Source organism: Pseudoxanthobacter sp. M-2 (assembly GCF_046156265.1).
In the GTDB taxonomy this organism is placed as follows: domain Bacteria; phylum Pseudomonadota; class Alphaproteobacteria; order Rhizobiales; family Segnochrobactraceae; genus CAMDHY01.
The window spans coordinates 677537-694632 of the sequence record NZ_JAWDIR010000011.1; the positions used below are offsets into that span (position 1 = coordinate 677537).

General features: G+C 69.9%; 14 protein-coding genes and 1 pseudogene. 6 read left to right on the forward strand and 9 right to left on the reverse strand.

What is annotated here, in order from left to right; all coding sequences use genetic code 11:
- Nucleotides 1–5 precede the first annotated feature (5 nt).
- From lepB to era, 3 genes are read left to right on the forward strand one after another with little or no spacing between them, the layout of a single operon-like run.
- Entirely contained in the window at nucleotides 6–767 is a 762-nt protein-coding gene (gene lepB / locus RUR49_RS08215) for a signal peptidase I (protein WP_409145877.1), read from the forward strand.
- Nucleotides 764–1498, forward strand: coding sequence for a ribonuclease III (rnc, locus tag RUR49_RS08220; RefSeq protein WP_409146358.1), 735 nt, complete (start codon nucleotides 764–766; stop codon nucleotides 1496–1498). The genes lepB and rnc overlap by 4 nt, the downstream gene beginning before the upstream one ends.
- Nucleotides 1495–2430, forward strand: a complete 936-nt coding sequence (gene era, locus RUR49_RS08225; RefSeq protein WP_409145878.1) for a GTPase Era — start codon at nucleotides 1495–1497, stop codon at nucleotides 2428–2430. Before rnc ends, era begins: the two co-directional genes overlap by 4 nt.
- Nucleotides 2431–2478: 48 nt before the next feature.
- Here era and RUR49_RS08230 read toward each other — a convergent pair whose 3' ends face one another.
- On the reverse strand, nucleotides 2479–2976 hold the full coding sequence (locus RUR49_RS08230) for a GNAT family N-acetyltransferase (protein ID WP_409145879.1): 498 nt from the start codon (nucleotides 2974–2976) through the stop codon (nucleotides 2479–2481).
- Nucleotides 2977–3212: 236 nt separating this feature from the next.
- Between RUR49_RS08230 and RUR49_RS08235 the strand changes: the two genes are divergently transcribed.
- Entirely contained in the window at nucleotides 3213–4997 is a 1785-nt protein-coding gene (locus RUR49_RS08235; RefSeq protein ID WP_409145880.1) for a diguanylate cyclase, read from the forward strand.
- Here the strand turns inward: RUR49_RS08235 and RUR49_RS08240 are convergent.
- The 6 genes from RUR49_RS08240 to RUR49_RS08265 all read right to left on the reverse strand — a co-directional run bounded on the left by RUR49_RS08240 (nucleotide 4918) and on the right by RUR49_RS08265 (nucleotide 11488).
- Nucleotides 4918–5979 carry a GlxA family transcriptional regulator gene (locus RUR49_RS08240; RefSeq protein WP_409145881.1) on the reverse strand — a complete coding sequence of 354 codons (1062 nt, stop codon included), beginning with the start codon at nucleotides 5977–5979 and terminating at the stop codon, nucleotides 4918–4920. The two genes, RUR49_RS08235 and RUR49_RS08240, sit on opposite strands and share 80 nt — an antisense overlap.
- 70 nt (nucleotides 5980–6049) lie before the next feature.
- The gene (locus RUR49_RS08245) at nucleotides 6050–7270 is read right to left on the reverse strand and encodes a TauD/TfdA family dioxygenase (protein WP_409145882.1); all 1221 of its coding nucleotides are present in this window, start codon (nucleotides 7268–7270) and stop codon (nucleotides 6050–6052) included.
- A 103-nt stretch (nucleotides 7271–7373) separates the two neighbouring features.
- On the reverse strand, nucleotides 7374–8081 hold the full coding sequence (gene budA / locus RUR49_RS08250; protein WP_409145883.1) for an acetolactate decarboxylase: 708 nt from the start codon (nucleotides 8079–8081) through the stop codon (nucleotides 7374–7376).
- 95 nt (nucleotides 8082–8176) lie between these two features.
- Nucleotides 8177–8944, reverse strand: coding sequence for an arsenical resistance protein ArsH (gene arsH / locus RUR49_RS08255; protein WP_409145884.1), 768 nt, complete (start codon nucleotides 8942–8944; stop codon nucleotides 8177–8179).
- Nucleotides 8945–9025: 81 nt separating this feature from the next.
- Nucleotides 9026–9364 carry an ArsR/SmtB family transcription factor gene (locus RUR49_RS08260; protein ID WP_409145885.1) on the reverse strand — a complete coding sequence of 113 codons (339 nt, stop codon included), beginning with the start codon at nucleotides 9362–9364 and terminating at the stop codon, nucleotides 9026–9028.
- Nucleotides 9365–9520: 156 nt separating this feature from the next.
- The gene (locus RUR49_RS08265) at nucleotides 9521–11488 is read right to left on the reverse strand and encodes a PhoX family protein (protein ID WP_409145886.1); all 1968 of its coding nucleotides are present in this window, start codon (nucleotides 11486–11488) and stop codon (nucleotides 9521–9523) included.
- Between the two features lie 1681 nt (nucleotides 11489–13169).
- On the opposite strand from RUR49_RS08265, the gene RUR49_RS08270 reads away from it, so the two are divergent.
- The gene (locus RUR49_RS08270) at nucleotides 13170–14081 is read left to right on the forward strand and encodes a TauD/TfdA dioxygenase family protein (RefSeq protein WP_409145887.1); all 912 of its coding nucleotides are present in this window, start codon (nucleotides 13170–13172) and stop codon (nucleotides 14079–14081) included.
- A gap of 231 nt (nucleotides 14082–14312) precedes the next feature.
- On the opposite strand, the pseudogene RUR49_RS08275 reads toward RUR49_RS08270, so the two are convergent.
- Together RUR49_RS08275 and RUR49_RS08280 are read right to left on the reverse strand one after the other, a co-directional pair.
- A pseudogene (locus RUR49_RS08275) lies at nucleotides 14313–15104 on the reverse strand (dihydrodipicolinate synthase family protein); the annotation flags it as partial.
- 11 nt (nucleotides 15105–15115) lie between these two features.
- Nucleotides 15116–16132, reverse strand: a complete 1017-nt coding sequence (locus RUR49_RS08280; protein ID WP_409145888.1) for an ornithine cyclodeaminase family protein — start codon at nucleotides 16130–16132, stop codon at nucleotides 15116–15118.
- Nucleotides 16133–16330: 198 nt separating this feature from the next.
- Between RUR49_RS08280 and RUR49_RS08285 the strand changes: the two genes are divergently transcribed.
- On the forward strand, nucleotides 16331–17077 hold the full coding sequence (locus RUR49_RS08285; protein ID WP_409145889.1) for a FadR/GntR family transcriptional regulator: 747 nt from the start codon (nucleotides 16331–16333) through the stop codon (nucleotides 17075–17077).
- Nucleotides 17078–17096 lie beyond the last annotated feature (19 nt).

A 17096-nucleotide genomic window follows, 5' to 3' on the forward strand; every position in this document is an offset into this window, starting at 1 on the left:
CGGTGGTGGCGAGCGACAAGGCGGAGAGCGTGAAGGCGGGCAAGCAGGGCGGTTTCTCCGAAATCGTCAAGGTCGTCGTGCAGGCGCTGCTGCTGGCACTGGTGATCCGCACGTTCCTGTTCCAGCCGTTCAACATTCCGTCCGGCTCGATGATGAACACGCTCTTGATCGGCGACTACCTGTTCGTCTCGAAGTTCTCCTACGGCTACAGCCGCTACTCCTTCCCCTTCGGCATCGTGCCCTTGAATGGCCGTGTCTGGGCGGCCGAGCCGGAGCGGGGCGACGTCGTCGTCTTCAAGCTGCCGACCGACAACTCGACCGATTACATCAAGCGCGTCGTCGGCCTGCCGGGCGATTCCATCCAGATGATCGGCGGCGTGCTGCATATCAACGGCACGGCAGTGAAGCGCGAGCGCATCGCCGACTTCGTCGAGGTCGACCAGTATGGCGTCGAGCGCCGCACGGCGCGCTTCCTCGAGACGCTGCCGAACGGCGTCTCCTACGACACGCTGGAATACGGCAGCGGCGACCTCTACGACGACACGCCGGTCTACAAGGTGCCGGCCGGCCACTATTTCATGATGGGCGACAACCGCGACAACTCGAAGGACAGCCGTTACCTCGACGGCGTCGGCTACGTCCCGTTCGAGAACCTCGTCGGCAAGGCGCAGGTGATCTTCTTCTCCGTCGCCGAGGGTGAGCCGCTGTGGAAGGTCTGGCTGTGGCCGTGGACGGTGCGCTGGAACCGCATCTTCGACCCGCTTTGAACGCCGGTGGCGAAGCGGCGACGGCGCTCCCGGCGCGGGCCGCGCTCGAGGCCCGGCTCGGGCACGTCTTCGCCGATGCGACCCTCCTCGACCTCGCGCTGACGCACGCCAGCGCCGCCGGCGTCAGCGACGTCGCCCGCGACAGCTACCAGCGCCTCGAGTTCCTCGGCGACCGCGTGCTCGGCATCGCCGTCGCCACCATGCTTCTCGAGGCCTTTCCCGCCGCCGACGAGGGCGAACTCGCCCGGCGCCTGAACCACCTCGTCCGCCGCGAGACCTGCGCCGACGTCGCCATCGAGCTTGGTCTCGACCGCGCCGTCCGGATCGGGGCGGGTGAGGCCCAGGCCGGCGGCCGCCGCAAGACCGCCATTCTCGGCGACGTCTGTGAATCGGTGCTGGCGGCCGTCTATCTCGACGGCGGCTTCGCGGCGGCCACCGCGCTCGTCGACCGCTACTGGCGCCCGCGCATGCTCGGCTTCCTCGCCGGGCGGCGCGACGCCAAGACGACCTTGCAGGAATGGGCCCAGGGCCGCAGCCTGGCCGCGCCCGCCTACGAGGCCGTCGACCGAAGCGGCCCCGACCATGCGCCACGCTTCACCGTGATGGTGCGCGTCGACGGCCTCGATCCGGCCGAAGGGCTCGGCCGCTCCAAGCGGGAGGCCGAGCAGGGCGCCGCCACCGCCCTTCTCGTGCGCGAAGGCATCTGGCCCCCGACGGAGGCACCCGAGTGAGTGAAGACAACGTTCCGGCCGAGGACGCAGGCGCTCCCCGGGCCACCCGCTGCGGCTTCGTCGCCCTGATCGGCGCGCCGAACGCCGGCAAGTCGACCCTCGTCAACGCCCTCGTCGGCACCAAGGTGTCGATCGTCACCCACAAGGTGCAGACGACGCGGGCGCTGGTGCGCGGCATCGCGCTGGAAGGCGACGCGCAGATCGTCTTCGTCGACACACCGGGCATCTTCCGCCCGCGACGCCGGCTCGACCGCGCCATGGTGACGACCGCCTGGGGCGGCGCCAAGGACGCCGATCTCGTCGCCGTGCTGATCGACGCCCGCAAGGGCATCGACGACGAGGCGGCGGCGCTGTTCGACGTCCTCGCCGAGGTGAAGCTGCCGAAGCTCCTGGTGCTGAACAAGATCGACCTCGTCCGTCGCGACTCGCTGCTGGCGCTCGCGGCCGATGCGAACGCCCGCATCCCGTTCGATCGCACCTTCATGGTGTCGGCCCTCACGGGCGATGGCCTGAAGGACTTCCTCGGCTATCTCTCCGGTGCCGTGCCGGCCGGTCCCTGGCTCTATCCCGAGGACCAGGTATCCGACATTCCGCTGCGCCAGCTCGCCGCCGAGGTGACGCGGGAGAAGCTGATGATGCGCCTGCACGACGAGCTGCCCTACGAGGCGCACGTCGAGACGGAGCAGTGGAAGGAGCTGCGCGGCGGCTCCGTCCGCATCGAGCAGACGATCTATGTCGAGCGCGACAGCCAGAAGAAGATCGTCATCGGCAACGGCGGCGAGACGATCAAGGCGATCTCCTCGGCCGCCCGCCAGGAGATCGCCGGCATCGTCGAGCGACCCGTCCATCTCTTCCTGTTCGTCAAGGTGCGCGGCGCCTGGGCCGACGATCCCGAGCGCTACCGCGAGATGGGTCTCGACTTCCACGACTAGCCCGGCGCACGGCGGCGCGACCTCCGCGCGGGAAACGGGGCAGGGCGTTCAGGCGTCGGTGCGGGTGCGTGGAAAGTCCACGGTGCCACTTTCCCCCGACAGGGCGCCCGGAACGATCTCGAGAGCCTGCAGGGCGTCGCCGGACCGGCTGGTGACGAACACTCGCGCCCGACCCTCGGAGAAGCCGAAGCGGCCGTGGAAGTCGGCGTCCCCCCTGACGATCACCGCCTCGGCGCCGGCGTCGGCCGCGCGCCCGATCGCGGCCTCGACCAGGCGGGTGCCGATACCCCGGCGCCGGTGGGTCGGCCGCACACACACCGGTGCCAGTGCCATCACCTCGATCCTGCGGCCGTCGATGCGGGCCTCGACGCGGCTCACCAGCGCGTGGCCGACGACCACGCCGCCGACCTCCGCGACCAGCGAAACGACCGCGGTCCCCCCGTCCTGGAGCCGTCGCACCAGCACCGTTTCGTCGTCCCGGTCGAACGCGCGGGCAAGGGTGTCGGCGATGGCGCCCTCGTCCCCCGGCTCCGCGGCCCGAACCACAACCTCCCCCGAGGGCATGTGGCGTTGCCTCTTGTCGTGTCTACCGCCATAGTCATAACCGGGCGGCGAACTTGAATTCAACTAAGACTTGTGTAAGTCGGCGCTGACAAGGGTGGAGCGGGGAGCTTTCCGATGAATTGGACCGGCGGCCGGCAGGTGTCGCCGGGCGCGATCGGTGCCGCCGACGGACGTCGCCCACAACGGGTGGCGCCATTGGCGGCGGTGGCGGCCGGACGATGAGCGGCATGCGCGGCGCGGTGGCGAGCAGCCTGAAGACTCGTGTCTTCCTGCTGATCCTGGCGGTCTTCGTGGGCGTTTCCGTTCCGGCCTATGTCGCCTTCGACTGGATCATCGGCAGGACGACCATGACGCTCGGCACCCTGTTCGCCGAGAAGCAGATCCTGTTCGACCGATACCGCGGCCTGGAAACCCTGTTCCGCGAAGCCTCGCTCGCCGAGACACTCGCCCGCTCTCCCGCGATCGTCGCCTGGGCGCAGAACGAGAACGACCCGGCCGTTCGGGCGCGCGGCCTCGCCGAGATGGAGCACTACCGTCAGGCCTTCGCCGACGGCAGCGTCTTCCTCGTCATGAACGGCACGGGCGACTACTACTTCAACGACCGCGACGGCACCTACACGGGCCAGGAGCTCCGGTACCGGATCGACCGCTCCAACCCGCGCGACGGCTGGTATTTCAGCACCATCGCCCGCGAGCCGACCTGTCAGCTCAATGTCGACCACGATGACAACATCCGCGTCACCAAGGTGTGGGTGAACTGCATCGTTCGCGTCGGCGGCGAGGTGCTCGGCGTCGTCGGCACCGGCATCGACCTCACCGCCTTCATCCGCGATGTCGTCGCGATCCCGCAGACGGGCGTGCAGAGCCTGTTCGTCGACGACAGCGGCGCCATCCAGGCGCACCGCGACCCGGACATGGTCGACTTCCACAGCCTGACCAAGGACACCAAGGCGAAGAAGACGATCTTCCTGCAGCTCGACGACGAGGCCGACCGCCAGACCCTCGTGGCGATGATGGCGGACGTGAAGAGCGGCCGTGTGCCGGTCCGCTCCGCCTTCCTCACCGTCGAAGGCCAGCCGATGCTGGCCGGAGTCGGCTACCTCGGAGAGATCGGCTGGTTCAACGTCACGCTGATGGACATCGACACCATCATCGACCGGCGGCTGTTCCTGCCGATCGGCGCGCTGCTCGCCGCCATGCTCGCCATCGCCGCCGTGCTCGTCACGCTGCTCTTCAAGCGCCAGGTCCTCGACCGGCTCGCCCGGCTCGAGGGAGCGGTGCGCAGGCTTCGATCCGGCGATGCCGTCACCGTCGTTCCCGACGGCGGACGCGACGAGATCGGCCGGCTTTCGGAGGCCTTCGCCGCGATGGCGGCGGCGGTGCTCGACCAGAAGAAGACGCTCGAGCGCATGGTCGAGGAGCGCACCGAGCAGCTCGAGCGCCTCGCCAATCTCGACCCGCTGACCGACGTGCTGAACCGCCGCGGCTTCGAGCAGGCGGTGGAGGCGGAACGCAGCTGGGCCGGTCGCAACGGCACCGACCTCGGCCTGCTCCTGGTCGACCTCGACGCCCTCAAGGAGATCAACGACAGTCGCGGCCATCTCGCCGGTGATCGCGCCCTGACGGAGGTCGCCCGGCGCATCACCCGCTCGATGCGCCGTCAGGACATTTGCGGCCGGTGGGGAGGCGACGAGTTCGTCGTGCTGGTGTCGGAATGCGACGAGTTCGCGCTCTCCCGCTTCGCCGAGCGCCTGCTGGTCGCGATCCGCCGCACGCCGGTCGCCCTGGACGATGGCGGCGAGGTCACCGTCACCGTCAGCATCGGCGCCTGCATGGTCGACGTCTCCCACGGCATCGACGTCTCCGCCGCCAAGGCGGACGCAGCGCTCTATTCGGCCAAGTCGGGTGGCCGCAACCGCCTCGTCATGTACGACCCGGTCCGGCACGCGCCGCAGTCCCAGCTCGAGCCTCGGCTTCCGGCCGACGCGCAGCCCCAGCACTAGTCGCAGCCGGAGATCGGGGCGCAAGTCGGCGGTCGAGGCGGGGTGGCACCGCGAAGCGGCCGCGGTAGGCGCGCGACAGGCTGGATGCCGACGAGAACCCCGTTGCCACGGCGATCTCTGAGATCGTCATCTCCGTCTGCTGCAGCAGTTGGCGGGCGCGGGCGAGCCGCAGCCCGAGATAGTGGTGGCCGGGCGTCGTGCCGAGATGGCCGCGGAACAGGCGCTCGAGCTGGCGGGCGGTGACACCGAGACGGGCCGCGAGCGCCTGCGTCGCCACCGGCCGCTCCAGTGCCGCCTCCATCATCGCCACAGCCCGCACCACCTTGCCGTTGCCGGTGCCGAGGCGGCTTGCGAGCGGCAACCGCTGCGCCGAGGCGCGGTCGCGGATGCGGTCGTGGATGAACTGCTCCGACACCGCCACCGCGAGCGCCTCGCCGTGCTTCCGGCGGATCATCTCGAGCATCATGTCGAGCGCCGCGGTCCCGCCGGCGCACGTCACCACCCGCCCGGCGATCTCGTAGAGCTCCTCCGACACCTCGATGCCGGGAAACTCCTCGCGGAAGCCCGGCACCGCCTCCCAATGCATCGTTACCCGGACGCCGTCGAGAAGCCCCGCCCGCGCCAGGAAATGCGCGCCGGTGTCGACGGCCACCATCGTCACGCCCCCGCGCGCGATCCGCCGCAGCGCCGCCAGCAGCGGTTTCGTCTCGAACAGCTGCGGGTCGAAGCTCGGGCAGACGACCAGCGTCGGCACGCCGGCAAACGCCTCGATTGCCGCGTCGACGACGATCGGCAGTCCGTTCGAGGCCGGCACCGGCGCGCCATCGGGCGAATAGAGGTGCCAGGAGAACAGCGTCCGCCCGGCGAGCCGGTTGGCGACGCGCAGCGGCTCGATCGCCGAGGTCACCGCCATCATCGAGAAGCGCGGCACCAAGAGGAAGCCGATCGGCTCCGGACCGTCACCCTCGAAAGCCTGAAACATCCCGCGGCCCCCCGCCGCCCTTGCCCACCGCTACAGAATGCGACGGCAGCGTCGCTTTCTGCAATGCCGCTCAGCCCGCTCCGACCTCGCGCTCCAGCACGCGGATGCGCGACAGCAGTTCGTCGCGGTCGAGATAGCAGCCCTGGAAGTGGCGGTTCCCGGAGGTCGGGTCGAATTCGGCGCGGGCGTGCAGGACGCGGCGGTTGTCGAACGTCCACATCTCGCCGGCGTCGAGGCGCGTCTCCACCAGGAAGCGTGGGTCGGTGGTGAGCTCCGATAAGCGCCGGTAGGCCCGGTAGAACGGCCGCATCTCGGCCGCCGGCAGCTCGAATGGGGCGCGCAGGAAGTTCGCCACCCGCACCTCCGAGACCTCGCCCTCGGTATCGAGCCCGATCACCGGCGCCCGGCAGCGATAGTCGGAGCGCCGCGCCTTGTTGCGGAACTCGACCGGCGTCGTCGACAGGATCTCGAACAGCGCCGGGTCCTCCTCGCGCAGAGCCTGCGCCACCGCGAAGCCGTCGACGAACTGGCTCTCGCCTCCCGTGGCATCGTTGACGAGGCAGTGCAGGAACTGCACGCCCGGCTGCAACTCGCGCGTCGGCAGGTCGGTGTGGAAGGGCAGCTGCAGCGACGTGTAGGCGTTGCTGTCGGCCTCCGGCTTCGTCATCACGTCGAAGATGATGCCGAAGTTGGTCTCGCGCATGAACGAGATCAGGTTGGCGATGCGCCCGACCGTGCCCGGCTCCGTCGGCACGCCGACCATCTTCGTCAGGCCCTCCGCCTCGAGCGCCGTCAGCCAGGCGAGCAGGCCGCGGTCGCTACCGGTCACCTCGGCCCAGGAGAACGTCGGGATCGCCGAAAGCCGCTCCGCCCGCCACGGCCGCTTGACGCGCCGCCGCTCCGCCCGCGAGGCGTCGTCATAGGCGTGCACGCGCAGGAAGCCCGCCTCGAACGGCGAGACGTGCCCGTCCGCCCAGTGCACCGTGATCCGCCCCGGCGCCGCATCGATGCGATCCGGTGCGAGATCCTCCGGCACCGCCGTGATCTCGAACACCTGCTCGCGCGTCACCGGATTGACGCACGTCGTGCACGGGCAGTTGTCGCGCAGCCACAGCGTATCGTAGGGGCTCTGCCGCCCGTCGCTCCAGGCGACGACGACGTCGTCGCCCTCTCGCCGCGCCGCCATGATCTGGTGGCGGGTGACGAAGGGCCGCCAGTCGGCGACGGTCTCCACCGCCACGGGCGGCTCGGCGAGGGCGGTGGAAGCGGCGGCAGCGGCAGCGGCGGACATAGCGATCCCTCCCCAGGGCGTCGGTGTGCCCCGAGGGTGAGGCCGTGCTCGCCTCACCGCATGGCGCCGGGCGACACGTCCATAACGAAAAGCGACGTCCGCCTCAGCGCTCGGCGCTCGCCACGTCGGCATCGACGTCGCGCGTCTGCTCCATCGTCAGGAAATCGAGCGTCAGCGGCAGCCCGAGTTCCACCTTCGGCGCGTGCTGCAGCCGCACGACCACGTCGCGGCTGGCGATGCCGAGCACGTGGCCGCCGCGCGTCCGGTCGGCCGAGATGAAGTGCAGGTGGAAGCCCGGCACGTGCACCGACTGCAGGAAGGACGGCGTCCAGAACCCGACCATCGAGCCCGCGATGTCGGAGAACTCGAACACCGTCTGGATCTTCGCCACCTCGACGAGCGGCCGGTAGTTCGCCTGCTTCGGCACCGAGCGGGCCCGCACGTGGTCGAAGTGCCCGTCGATCCGGACCGCGTAGACGAGGTTCTTCGACGGCAGCATCGAGGCGAGGTGGTGCTCGAAGTCGTCCCCGGCGATCGGGTCGGCCAGCCGCTCCTCGGTGTCGCCGTGGAAGAAGGTCGAGCAGGCGAACGGCGTCTGCACCTCGTCGCCGATGACGTCGGCGCCACCCTCGGGCCTCAGCCGGTAGACGACGTTGTCGATCAGCACCATCTCGCCGTCGAGGTCGTTGAAGGTGCCGATACCGTGGTCGCCGTGGGCGCGCACGGTGCCGATCGTGGTGTCCTCGCGGAGAATGCCCTCCACCAGGGCGGCGATCGGGGCGGAGAGGTAGACCGGCGGGCGAGGGGGCATCGGCGGGGCTCCGGCAGGCGGGTTCGGCTCGCGACCCCACCTCCGTAGCCGACGCGCCGCGTGGGCGCCAGCCGCCGCCGTTCCCAGCAGCGCTCTCAGCCGGCGCCGACGCGCTGGTGCGCCGTGGCGATCGCCGAGAGGTCTGCGGCGGCCGCCGCGTCCGCCTTCGCCAGCGCCTCGCGCCGCTCCGAATAGCGCTCGGTGAGGAGGTCCGTGTGCGGCCGGAGCAGCACGGTGAAGCGGACCAGTTCCTCCATCACGTCGACGATGCGGTCGTAGTAGCTCGACGGCTTCATCCGCCCGCTCTCGTCGAACTCCTGGAAGGCCTTGGCGACGGAGGACTGGTTGGGGATCGTCACCATCCGCATCCAGCGCCCAAGCAGCCGGAGCGTGTTGACGGCGTTGAACGACTGCGAGCCGCCCGAGACCTGCATCACGGCGAGCGTCCGCCCCTGCGTCGGCCGCATGCCGCCGCTGTTCAGCGGCAGGTGGTCGATCTGCGCCTTCATCACCGCCGAGATGGCGCCGTGCCGCTCCGGGCTGCACCAGACGTGCCCCTCCGACCACATCGACAGCGCCCGAAGCTCGCGGACGGCGGGGTGGTCGTCGCCCTTCACCTGGTCGGGCAGCGGCAGCTCCGACGGGTCGAAGATGCGCGGCTCCGCGCCGAACAGCGTCAAGAGGCGGGCGCACTCCTCGACGACGAGGCGCGAATAGGAGCGGTCGCGCAGCGAGCCGTAGAGCAGCAGGATGCGCGCCGGATGACCGAGCGGGTCGGCAAGTGTGGCGGCTGGGCGGGTTTCCAGTACGCGCCGGTCGAGCGCCGGGAACACGTCGAGGTCGGCGACCTCTCTCAAAGCCATCTGCGGTCTCCACGGCCAGGAGCGGGAAGGTGTGCGGGAAGGTGAGCGGGAAGGGGACTGCGGGCAGGGCAGGGGCCGCGCTCACCGGCAGCCGCTCCACAGCGCCGCGCGGCGGTCGTCGCGCTCGCCGTCCGGCAGGCCGGCGCAGCATTCCTCGACGAGGGCGGCGATGACGGAGGACAGCATCGGGTAGTCGGCCCGGCAGATCAGCGTCGTCGCCCGCCGCTCCTGCGTCACCAGCCCGACGAGCACGAGCTTCTGAAGGTGATGCGACAGCGTCGAGGCGGCGATGCCCACCTCCGCTTGCAGGCGGCCGACCGTCAGGCCGCTGTCGCCGGCCCGCACCAGCGCCCGGTAGATCCTGAGCCGCGTCGGATTGCCGAGCGCCTCCAGGCGGCCGGCGACATCGTCGATGTTCATGGCCGCACCATCGGCGGCCGGCACGAGGCTGTCAACGGTATTTCTAGGGATACCGAATTAACACCAGGCCCAGGCGAGCAGACCATCCCCGAAACGACACGGCCCGGAGCGCGAAAGCGCCCCGGGCCGCAAAAGACCGACGATCGATGCGTCGGATCAGGCCTGGCGCGGCTTGCCGCCGATCGGCCCGCCGTTGTTCTTCGTCACCGCCAGCACCGACGGGCGGGGCGGGATGCCGTCCTTGAAGTCCGGCCAGCGGGTGGTCGGCGCCTCGAAGGTCGAGCCGCCGCCGGAGCCCGGATGCTGTACGGCGAGGAAGAGCGTGCGGTCGTCCGGCGTGAAGTAGGGGCCGCACATCTCGGCACCCACCGGCACGCGGAAGAAGTGCCGCGAGGTGCCGCGGAGCTCACCCTCCGTCTCGATCGCCCAGACGCCATCGGCGCGGCCGGTCGCCGACAGGCTGTTGCCGTCGGTGGTGATCCACAGCCGGCCCATGTGGTCGACCGCGCAGTTGTCGGGCATGCCGAACCAGCCGTTCTCGCTGGTGGCGGCGTTGAAGGTGGCGCCGACCTCGGCGATCGCCGGATCGCCGCAGCGCAGCAGGATGTCCCAGGTGAACTCGGGACGGGCGTGGTTGTCGCCGTCGGCCGGGGTGATCTCGATGACGTGGCCGAAGGCGTTGCGGGCGCGCGGGTTGGCCGCGTCGGTCTGCTCGGCCGTGCGGGAGTTGTTGTTGGTCAGCATCAGGTAGACCTTGTTGGTCACCGGATTGGCTTCCATGTCCTCCGGCCGGTCCATCTTGGTGGCGCCGAGCAGGTCGGCGGCGCGGCGCGTCTCGATCAGCACGTCGGCCTGGGAATTGAAGCCGTTCTCCGGCGTCAGCGGTCCCTTGCCGAAGATGAGCGGCAGCCAGCGGCCGGTGCCGTCCTCGCGGAACTTCGCGACGAACAGCGTGCCCTCGTCGAGAATGTCGAGGTTGTTGGCGGTATTCGTGCGGTCGACCTTCGCCTCGGTGACGAAGCGGTAGACGTAGTCGAACGCCTGATCGTCACCCTGGTAGACGACGAAGCGGCCGTCCTTGTTGATGATGTTGGCGGCGCCCTCGTGCTTGAAGCGGCCGAGCGCCGTGCGCTTCTTCGGCACCGAATTCGGATCGAACGGGTCGATCTCGACCACCCAGCCGAAGCGGTTCGGCTCGTTCGGCTCCTGGCCGAGGTCGAAGCGCTGGTAGAAGCGGCTCCAGGCGTAGAAGGTCGTGCCGGAGACCCCGTAGCGGCGGTGGTTCGCCGCCTCGGGATGATCGACCGGCAGCGTGCCGCCGAAGTAGCCGTTGAAGTTCTCCTCGCAGGTCAGCCAGGTGCCCCAGGGCGTCATCGCGCCGGCGCAGTTGTTGAGCATGCCGAGGACGTTGAGGCCGGTCGTGTCGGCCGAGGTCTTCAGCCGGTCGCTGCCGGCCGCCGGGCCGGTGAAGGTCATCGGGGTGGCGGCGGTGATGCGGCGGTTGAAGGCGGAGGCGCGGATTACCCGCCACTTGCCGCTGCTCGCCCGCTTGATCTCGACGATCGAGCCACCGTGTGCGGCGATCTCGATGTCGGCCTGTTCCTTCGTCTGGGACGCGAGGTCGACATAGCCGGGGAACATGATGTCCGGCTCGGTGTATTCGTGGTTGATGCAGAGCAGGCCACGGTCGTCGGCGCCGTCGATCGGCACGTAGCCGACGAAGTCGCAGTTGTAGCCGAACTGCTGCGCCTGCTTGGCGGCCGACTGCGCCTGCGGGTCGAACTTCGGCGCCCCCGGCAGCACCGGGTCGCCCCAGCGGATCAGGATGTCGGCCGAGTGGCCCTTGGCGATGTGATGGGTCTCGTCGACGCCGGCCTCGATCTCGGCGAAGTTGAAGGTGGAGCCGGCCGGCATCTCGGCCGCCTCGGCGCGGCCAGCGGCGAGCGCCAGCGGCGAGACGGTGGCGGCGATCGCCGAGACCGCGAGCGAGCCGCGCAGGATGTCGCGACGCGACATGCGGACCGCGATGATGTCGCCCATCGTCGGGTTGGACGAGGCGTTCGACGCCACGTCGTCATTCGCCTCGAGGGCCTCAGCCGACCACGCGTTCGGGTTCTCGGTCATCGTTCGGACTCCACCACAATCAGAAGAAGCTTGCGCGGCTCAGCATTCGCCGCTGCTAGGCTCGAACTGATATGGTTCCAGTCTGACGGTTGGATGACATGACGGAATTATGAAGGGGCATTTCTACTGAACAATTTTTGTTTAGGCGGGTCACAGGCGGGAATTCAGTGATTATCGTCTGGATGTTGTGGCGGATATTGAGGTGTTAAATCCGTTGTTGTTGTGTCACGCGCCCGCGAAGGGACGGACGCCGTCAGCCTCTGCCGCCGCCCTCAATCGTCACCCCGGACAAGCGAGCCGAAGGCGAGCGCCGATCCGGGGCCCAGCGTCAGACTCCGCGCCGCAGGCGCGGCTTTGGCGTCGCGCGTCCCGCGCGACGTGTCGTCTCCTGGCTCCCGGATCAGGCGCTCGGCTCCGCCTCGCTGGTCCGGGATGACGGCCGAGGGGAGGCGTGCGTTTCCCTCCCGCCTCGTGGGGGAGAGCCTGCCCCGGACTTGATCCGGGGTGGCGGGCAAAGCCCGCCGGAGGGGGCCGCCGCGCAACGCGCGGCGGTACGGCGCCGGAGACTGCCGAACCGCCGCCCGCCGTCGGCTGACGCCGCCGGCGGCCCTCCCCGGACCGCTCCGCGGTCCGACCCTCCCACAGGGGGAGGGTGGGACCGCCGCAAACGCCGCTGCCCAATTTTCACTTCCCACTTCCCACTTCCCACTGCCCACTGCCGACTGCCGAAAGACCCGCCCCCAGCCCCCGCAATAGGAATAAAACCCTTGAAACGGACACCATCCCCATCCACACTCTCCCTCGTCCACTCGCAGGGGCGCAGCCGGGGGCGTACCGGTGCCCGCGGGGTGGACGGCGGTGACCCGCGGCTGGAGAAGACGCGCAAACTCCTTCCCCGGGGGGATCGTGGGTAAAGCCTCCCGCCGCCACCACGAGCGGCGTCCCGGGCCTCCGCGAGGGCGGAGGCAGCGTCACCGGCAACGGGGCGCCAGGGAGTAGCGCCTGCGGCGACTTAGGCGAGGAAAGCGCGCCGGCCCGCAGACCGCCAGGGGGAGCACCGGGACCCAGGCAACACCGCAGATACGGGGCGCCGAGAGGCGCGGGTGCCGCAAGGCACCCTGCGGCGGAGCGATCCGCCGCCACCACTACGGATTGCGCCTTTCGGCGCCCCGTCCCCTCCACCGGAGGGGGAGACCACGGCCAAAACCCCGGCGGGAGACCGTGCGGGGGTGGCGGTGTTTTGCCGGGGTGGAAGAGCTTGGTGGACAGCGGCAGCAAATGCGACGCGGTTTTCCACGCATGCGCCCGAAGCGCGCGCCCCCTCCCCCCTCGTGGGGGAGGTGGCGGGCGAAGCCCGCCGGAGGGGGCCGCCGCGCGCGAGCGCGGCGGTACGGCGTTGGCGACTGCCGAACCGCCGCCCGCCGTCGGCTGTCGCCGCCGACGGCCCTCCCCGGTCCGCTTACGCGGCCCGACCCTCCCACAGGGGGAGGGTGGGCCACATCGGCAAGGTCCCGCCCGCTTCAACCCATCGTTCCATCGCCAGCCCCGCAGCGTTGCACGCCGTCGGGGTGCCGGCGGCGGCGGGCACGAGGATGATGCACCCTTCCGCGGCGCCCGCCCTGGCGCCGCTCAGAACAACGACGCCGCCAAGGCGCCGAGGACCTCAGGGAAGGAAACGCCCATGACTGCTGCGAGCTCTGCCGCGAGCCCCACTGCCCCGATCGACGCGCCGCCGCACTTCTGCTCAGGCCTCGTCGTGCGCCCGACGACGCCGGCGATCGGCGCCGATCTCTTCGGCGTCGATCTCTCGAAGCCGCTGTCGGCGGACGAGAAGCAGGACATCCTCGACGCCCTGCACACCCATCAGGTCGTCTTCTTCCACGACCAGACCCTGACGAACGCTGAGCTCTCAGCCTTCTCCCGCCTGTTCGGCGAGCCGCAGCCGGCGAACGAATCCTCCTTCGACAAGGATGAGGCTTTTCCCGAGATCGACGTTCTCGCCTTCGGCGGCGGCCGGCGGCCCTACAATACCCAGGAGCTCTGGCACTCCGACTTCTCCGGCCGGGCCATGCCGACGATGGGCTCGGTGCTCTACTGCCTCGAGGCGCCGTCGGCCGGCGGCGATACCATCTGGGCGAGCGGCTACGCCGCCTACGACGCGCTGTCGGACAAGATGAAGGCCTATCTCGAGGGCATGCAGGCCGAGCACCGCACCATCAAGGCGTTCGGCGACGACATCCGCTCCAACCTCTGGAAGGACGAGAAGGGCCGCAAGCGGCTGCAGGAGTTGCAGGCGCTACCACCGGCAGAGCATCCCGTCGTGCGCACCCATCCTGTCACCGGCCGCAAGGCGCTGTTCATCAACGAGGGCTTCACCGAGCGCCTCCTCGGCGTCTCCCGCAAGGAGAGCGACGCGGTGCTCGGCTACCTGTTCGAGCACACCCGCGTGCCGGAGTTCCAGGTCCGCTTCCGCTGGCGGAAGGGCGATCTCGCCGTCTGGGACAACCGCGTGACGCAGCACTACGCGGTCTCGGACTACACCGAGCGCCGCGTCATGCACCGCATCACCATCCGCGGCGACCGGCCGTTCTGAAGCGGGCGGGGCGGGATGGCGGCCGATGAAGAACTGCCGGTCGTGATCCTCGGTGACCGGCAGGCCGGAGCGGACGAGGCCGTTCCTGAGCTGCGCCGCGGTGACGTCGAGGAGACGGGCCGAGGGTTGCCGCAGCGGCCCGCCGTTCATGCCGGCGAGCCACCCCTGGTACTTCCACTGCAGCCGGTTGATCACCCCGGTCTGCGCATTGGAGGCGCTTGCCGCTGCGTTCGCCTTGCGGGCCGGATTGATCTTCCAGTAGAGATCCGTCGCCTCGTCGTATTTCCCGTCCTGCAGCATCTTGTGGATGGCCGGGATCGTCGCGCCGAAATATTCGGTGTTGCTGGTGCCGGAATACTGGATCGGAACCAGCTGCGCGAGCGGGATCATGTCCTTCTCGAGCGGATTGGAGATGACCACCTCCTTGCCGAACAGGCGGTGGCATTCGACGAAACCCATGATCGAGGGCATGCCGCCTTCGGCCTTGATGGCGGAAAGGTTCGGGCAGTCGTCGATGAGGCGGCGCAGCAGCGAGGCGCGGATGTCGGAGCCGTGCACGCGCTGGAAACCCCAGTGCGGCACCTGGAACAGCATCACCGCGAGGTTCGTGTTGTCGCAGAACGCCTTGGTGTAGCGGTAGATGTCCTCGTCATTCTCGGCGTAGAAGTTGACAGGATAGCAGAGCAGCACCAGCTCGGCGCCGTTCTCTTCGGCGATCTTGGCCGCCTCGATGTTCTCCGCCAGCGTGTTGAACATGGCGTGGTGGATGAGGTGGATGCGGCCGGCCGCCTCGTCGTTCGCCCACTCGAAGAACTGGCGGTATTCCTCGAGGGTGATCGCCACCTCGGAGACGAGCAGCGTGCCTGAGAAGCCGAACTCGATGACCTTGCGGATGTCGTGGCGGATGCCCGCCTCGTTCAGGGCCTTCAGGTCGGCGGTGTAGGAGGGGATGACGACGTTCGAGCAGCCGACGAGATTCGCCTTCGCCCACTCGCGCGCCTCGGACTTCCTGTAGCTCGGCATCGGTTCGGTCCTCAGGGCTTGGCGGGCGGCTTTGGCCGCTTGACGTGGATGGGGGCGGGAAACGGCAAGGCGAGGCCTTGCTCGACGGCCTTCTCGAAGGCCAGTTCCGCGATGACGATGTCCTGGATCGCCGAGCCGACGGACTTGAACATCGGCAGCCGCGCCTTGGCGACGCGCTCGTCGAGCCGGCCGCGCACGAGGTCGTTGAGGGTGCCGAGCTTGCCGTGGAAGTCGAGGCCCGCGACCGCGGCGGCGATCATGTCGCCGGTCTCCTCGACGACCTCCTCGACCATGTCGCAGACGATGAGGTCGCACGCCTCGACCACGCTGACGTCGATCTCGCGCTGCTCCGGCAATGTGGAGCCGATCGACACGACGACGGTCCCGGGCCGGAGCCAGTCGCCGTGCAGGATCGGCACCTCGCCCTTCGCCCGCGCGCACGCCGCGACGATGTCGGCACCAGCCACCGCCTCTTCGGGCGAAGACGCGGCGCGGGCGGGGACGCCGAGTTCGCGCGACAGGCGGGCGGCGAGCGCCTCCCGGTTCGCCGGCGTCGGCGAGAAGACGGTGATCCCGGTCAGCGGCCGGACAGCGGCGAAGGCGAGGGCGTGCGAGGTCGCCTCGGTGCCGCTGCCCAGCACGGCGAGCGACTTCGGACCCGGCGTCGCCAGCTTGTCGACGGCGACGGCCGAGGTTGCGCCGGTGCGGCAGGCGGTGACGCGGTAGGCGTCGACGAAGCCGGCGAAACCGCCCTCCTGCTGGTCCATCAGCGCCACGACGTAGCTGACCGCGCGTTCCCGCGACATGCCGAACACCTTCGCACCCATGTAGCGCGAGGTGGCCGGCGCCGAGGCGAGCGCCCGGAACCACGTCTTGTCGCCGCGGGCGACGACGCGCGGCGGGTTGGCCGCATCGGAAACGTCTGCGGCATAGGCGGCGCGGAGACGCTCCACCATTTCCGGCCAGGCGAGCACCTGCTCGACGACGTCCGTCGGCACGTAGAGCGGCACGCCGCCGGCCTCCGTCACGGCGAACTCCTGCGGGCCGGCGCTGCCGCCGCCACTCGATCCTGTCGCGACACGACTTTGTCCCCCCCCCCCCCACCGGCCGGCCACCGGCGGCGATCGGACCCTAGAGCGGGCCCAACCGAACGATGGTACGGTGACGACAAATCTACCGCCCGCAGAGTTGTAAGACAAGTTGCGGTGCCGATCCGGAAGCCGACGATGCACCTCGAACCGCCGAAGCCGCGCGAGAACCTCACCGATACTGTCGTCGCCTCGCTGCAGACCTGGCTGCGTGGTGGCGGCCTGCCGCCCGGCTCACGCCTGCCGTCGGAGCACGACCTCGCCGCACGCCTCGGCGTCAGCCGGCCGGTGCTGCGCGAGGCGCTGGCGCAGCTGAAGGCGAGCGGGCTGGTCGAATCGCGCCGTGGCAGCGGCCTCTACACGAGCCACGACCCGCGCCCGCCGGCGCTCAGGGTGTCGCGCTGGGAGACGGGCTCGCTCGATGAGGTCCGGCAGATCTTCGAGCTGCGTGGCCACCTGGAATCGGGCGCGGCGGAACTCGCGGCGGTGCGGCGTACGGCGGCCGACCTCGACGCGCTCGGTGAAGCGATGGCGCTCCAGCGCGCCGCCGCGCGCGACGGGGTGGCCGAGGATCTCGCCTTCCACTTCGCCGTCGCCCGCGCCGCCCACAACGACTACTTCCTGCGGGTGCTCGAGTTGATCTCCGCCTTCCTGGCGACGGCGATGAAGCCGTCGCCGGAGAGAGAGGGCGATTTCCTCGCCCGCAAGCTGGCGGTGGAGGCGGAGCACGGCAGGGTGGTCGAGGCGATCCGCGCCGGCGACCCCACCGCCGCACGAGCAGCGATGCGCGCCCACCTCGACAGCGCCTGGCAGCGCATCGCGACGCACGCGGCCGGGCACGACAGGGCGAATGCTTCGGCGTCTTCGGGCAGCGAGTACGGTTGAGCGGCAGGGCGGTCTGCCG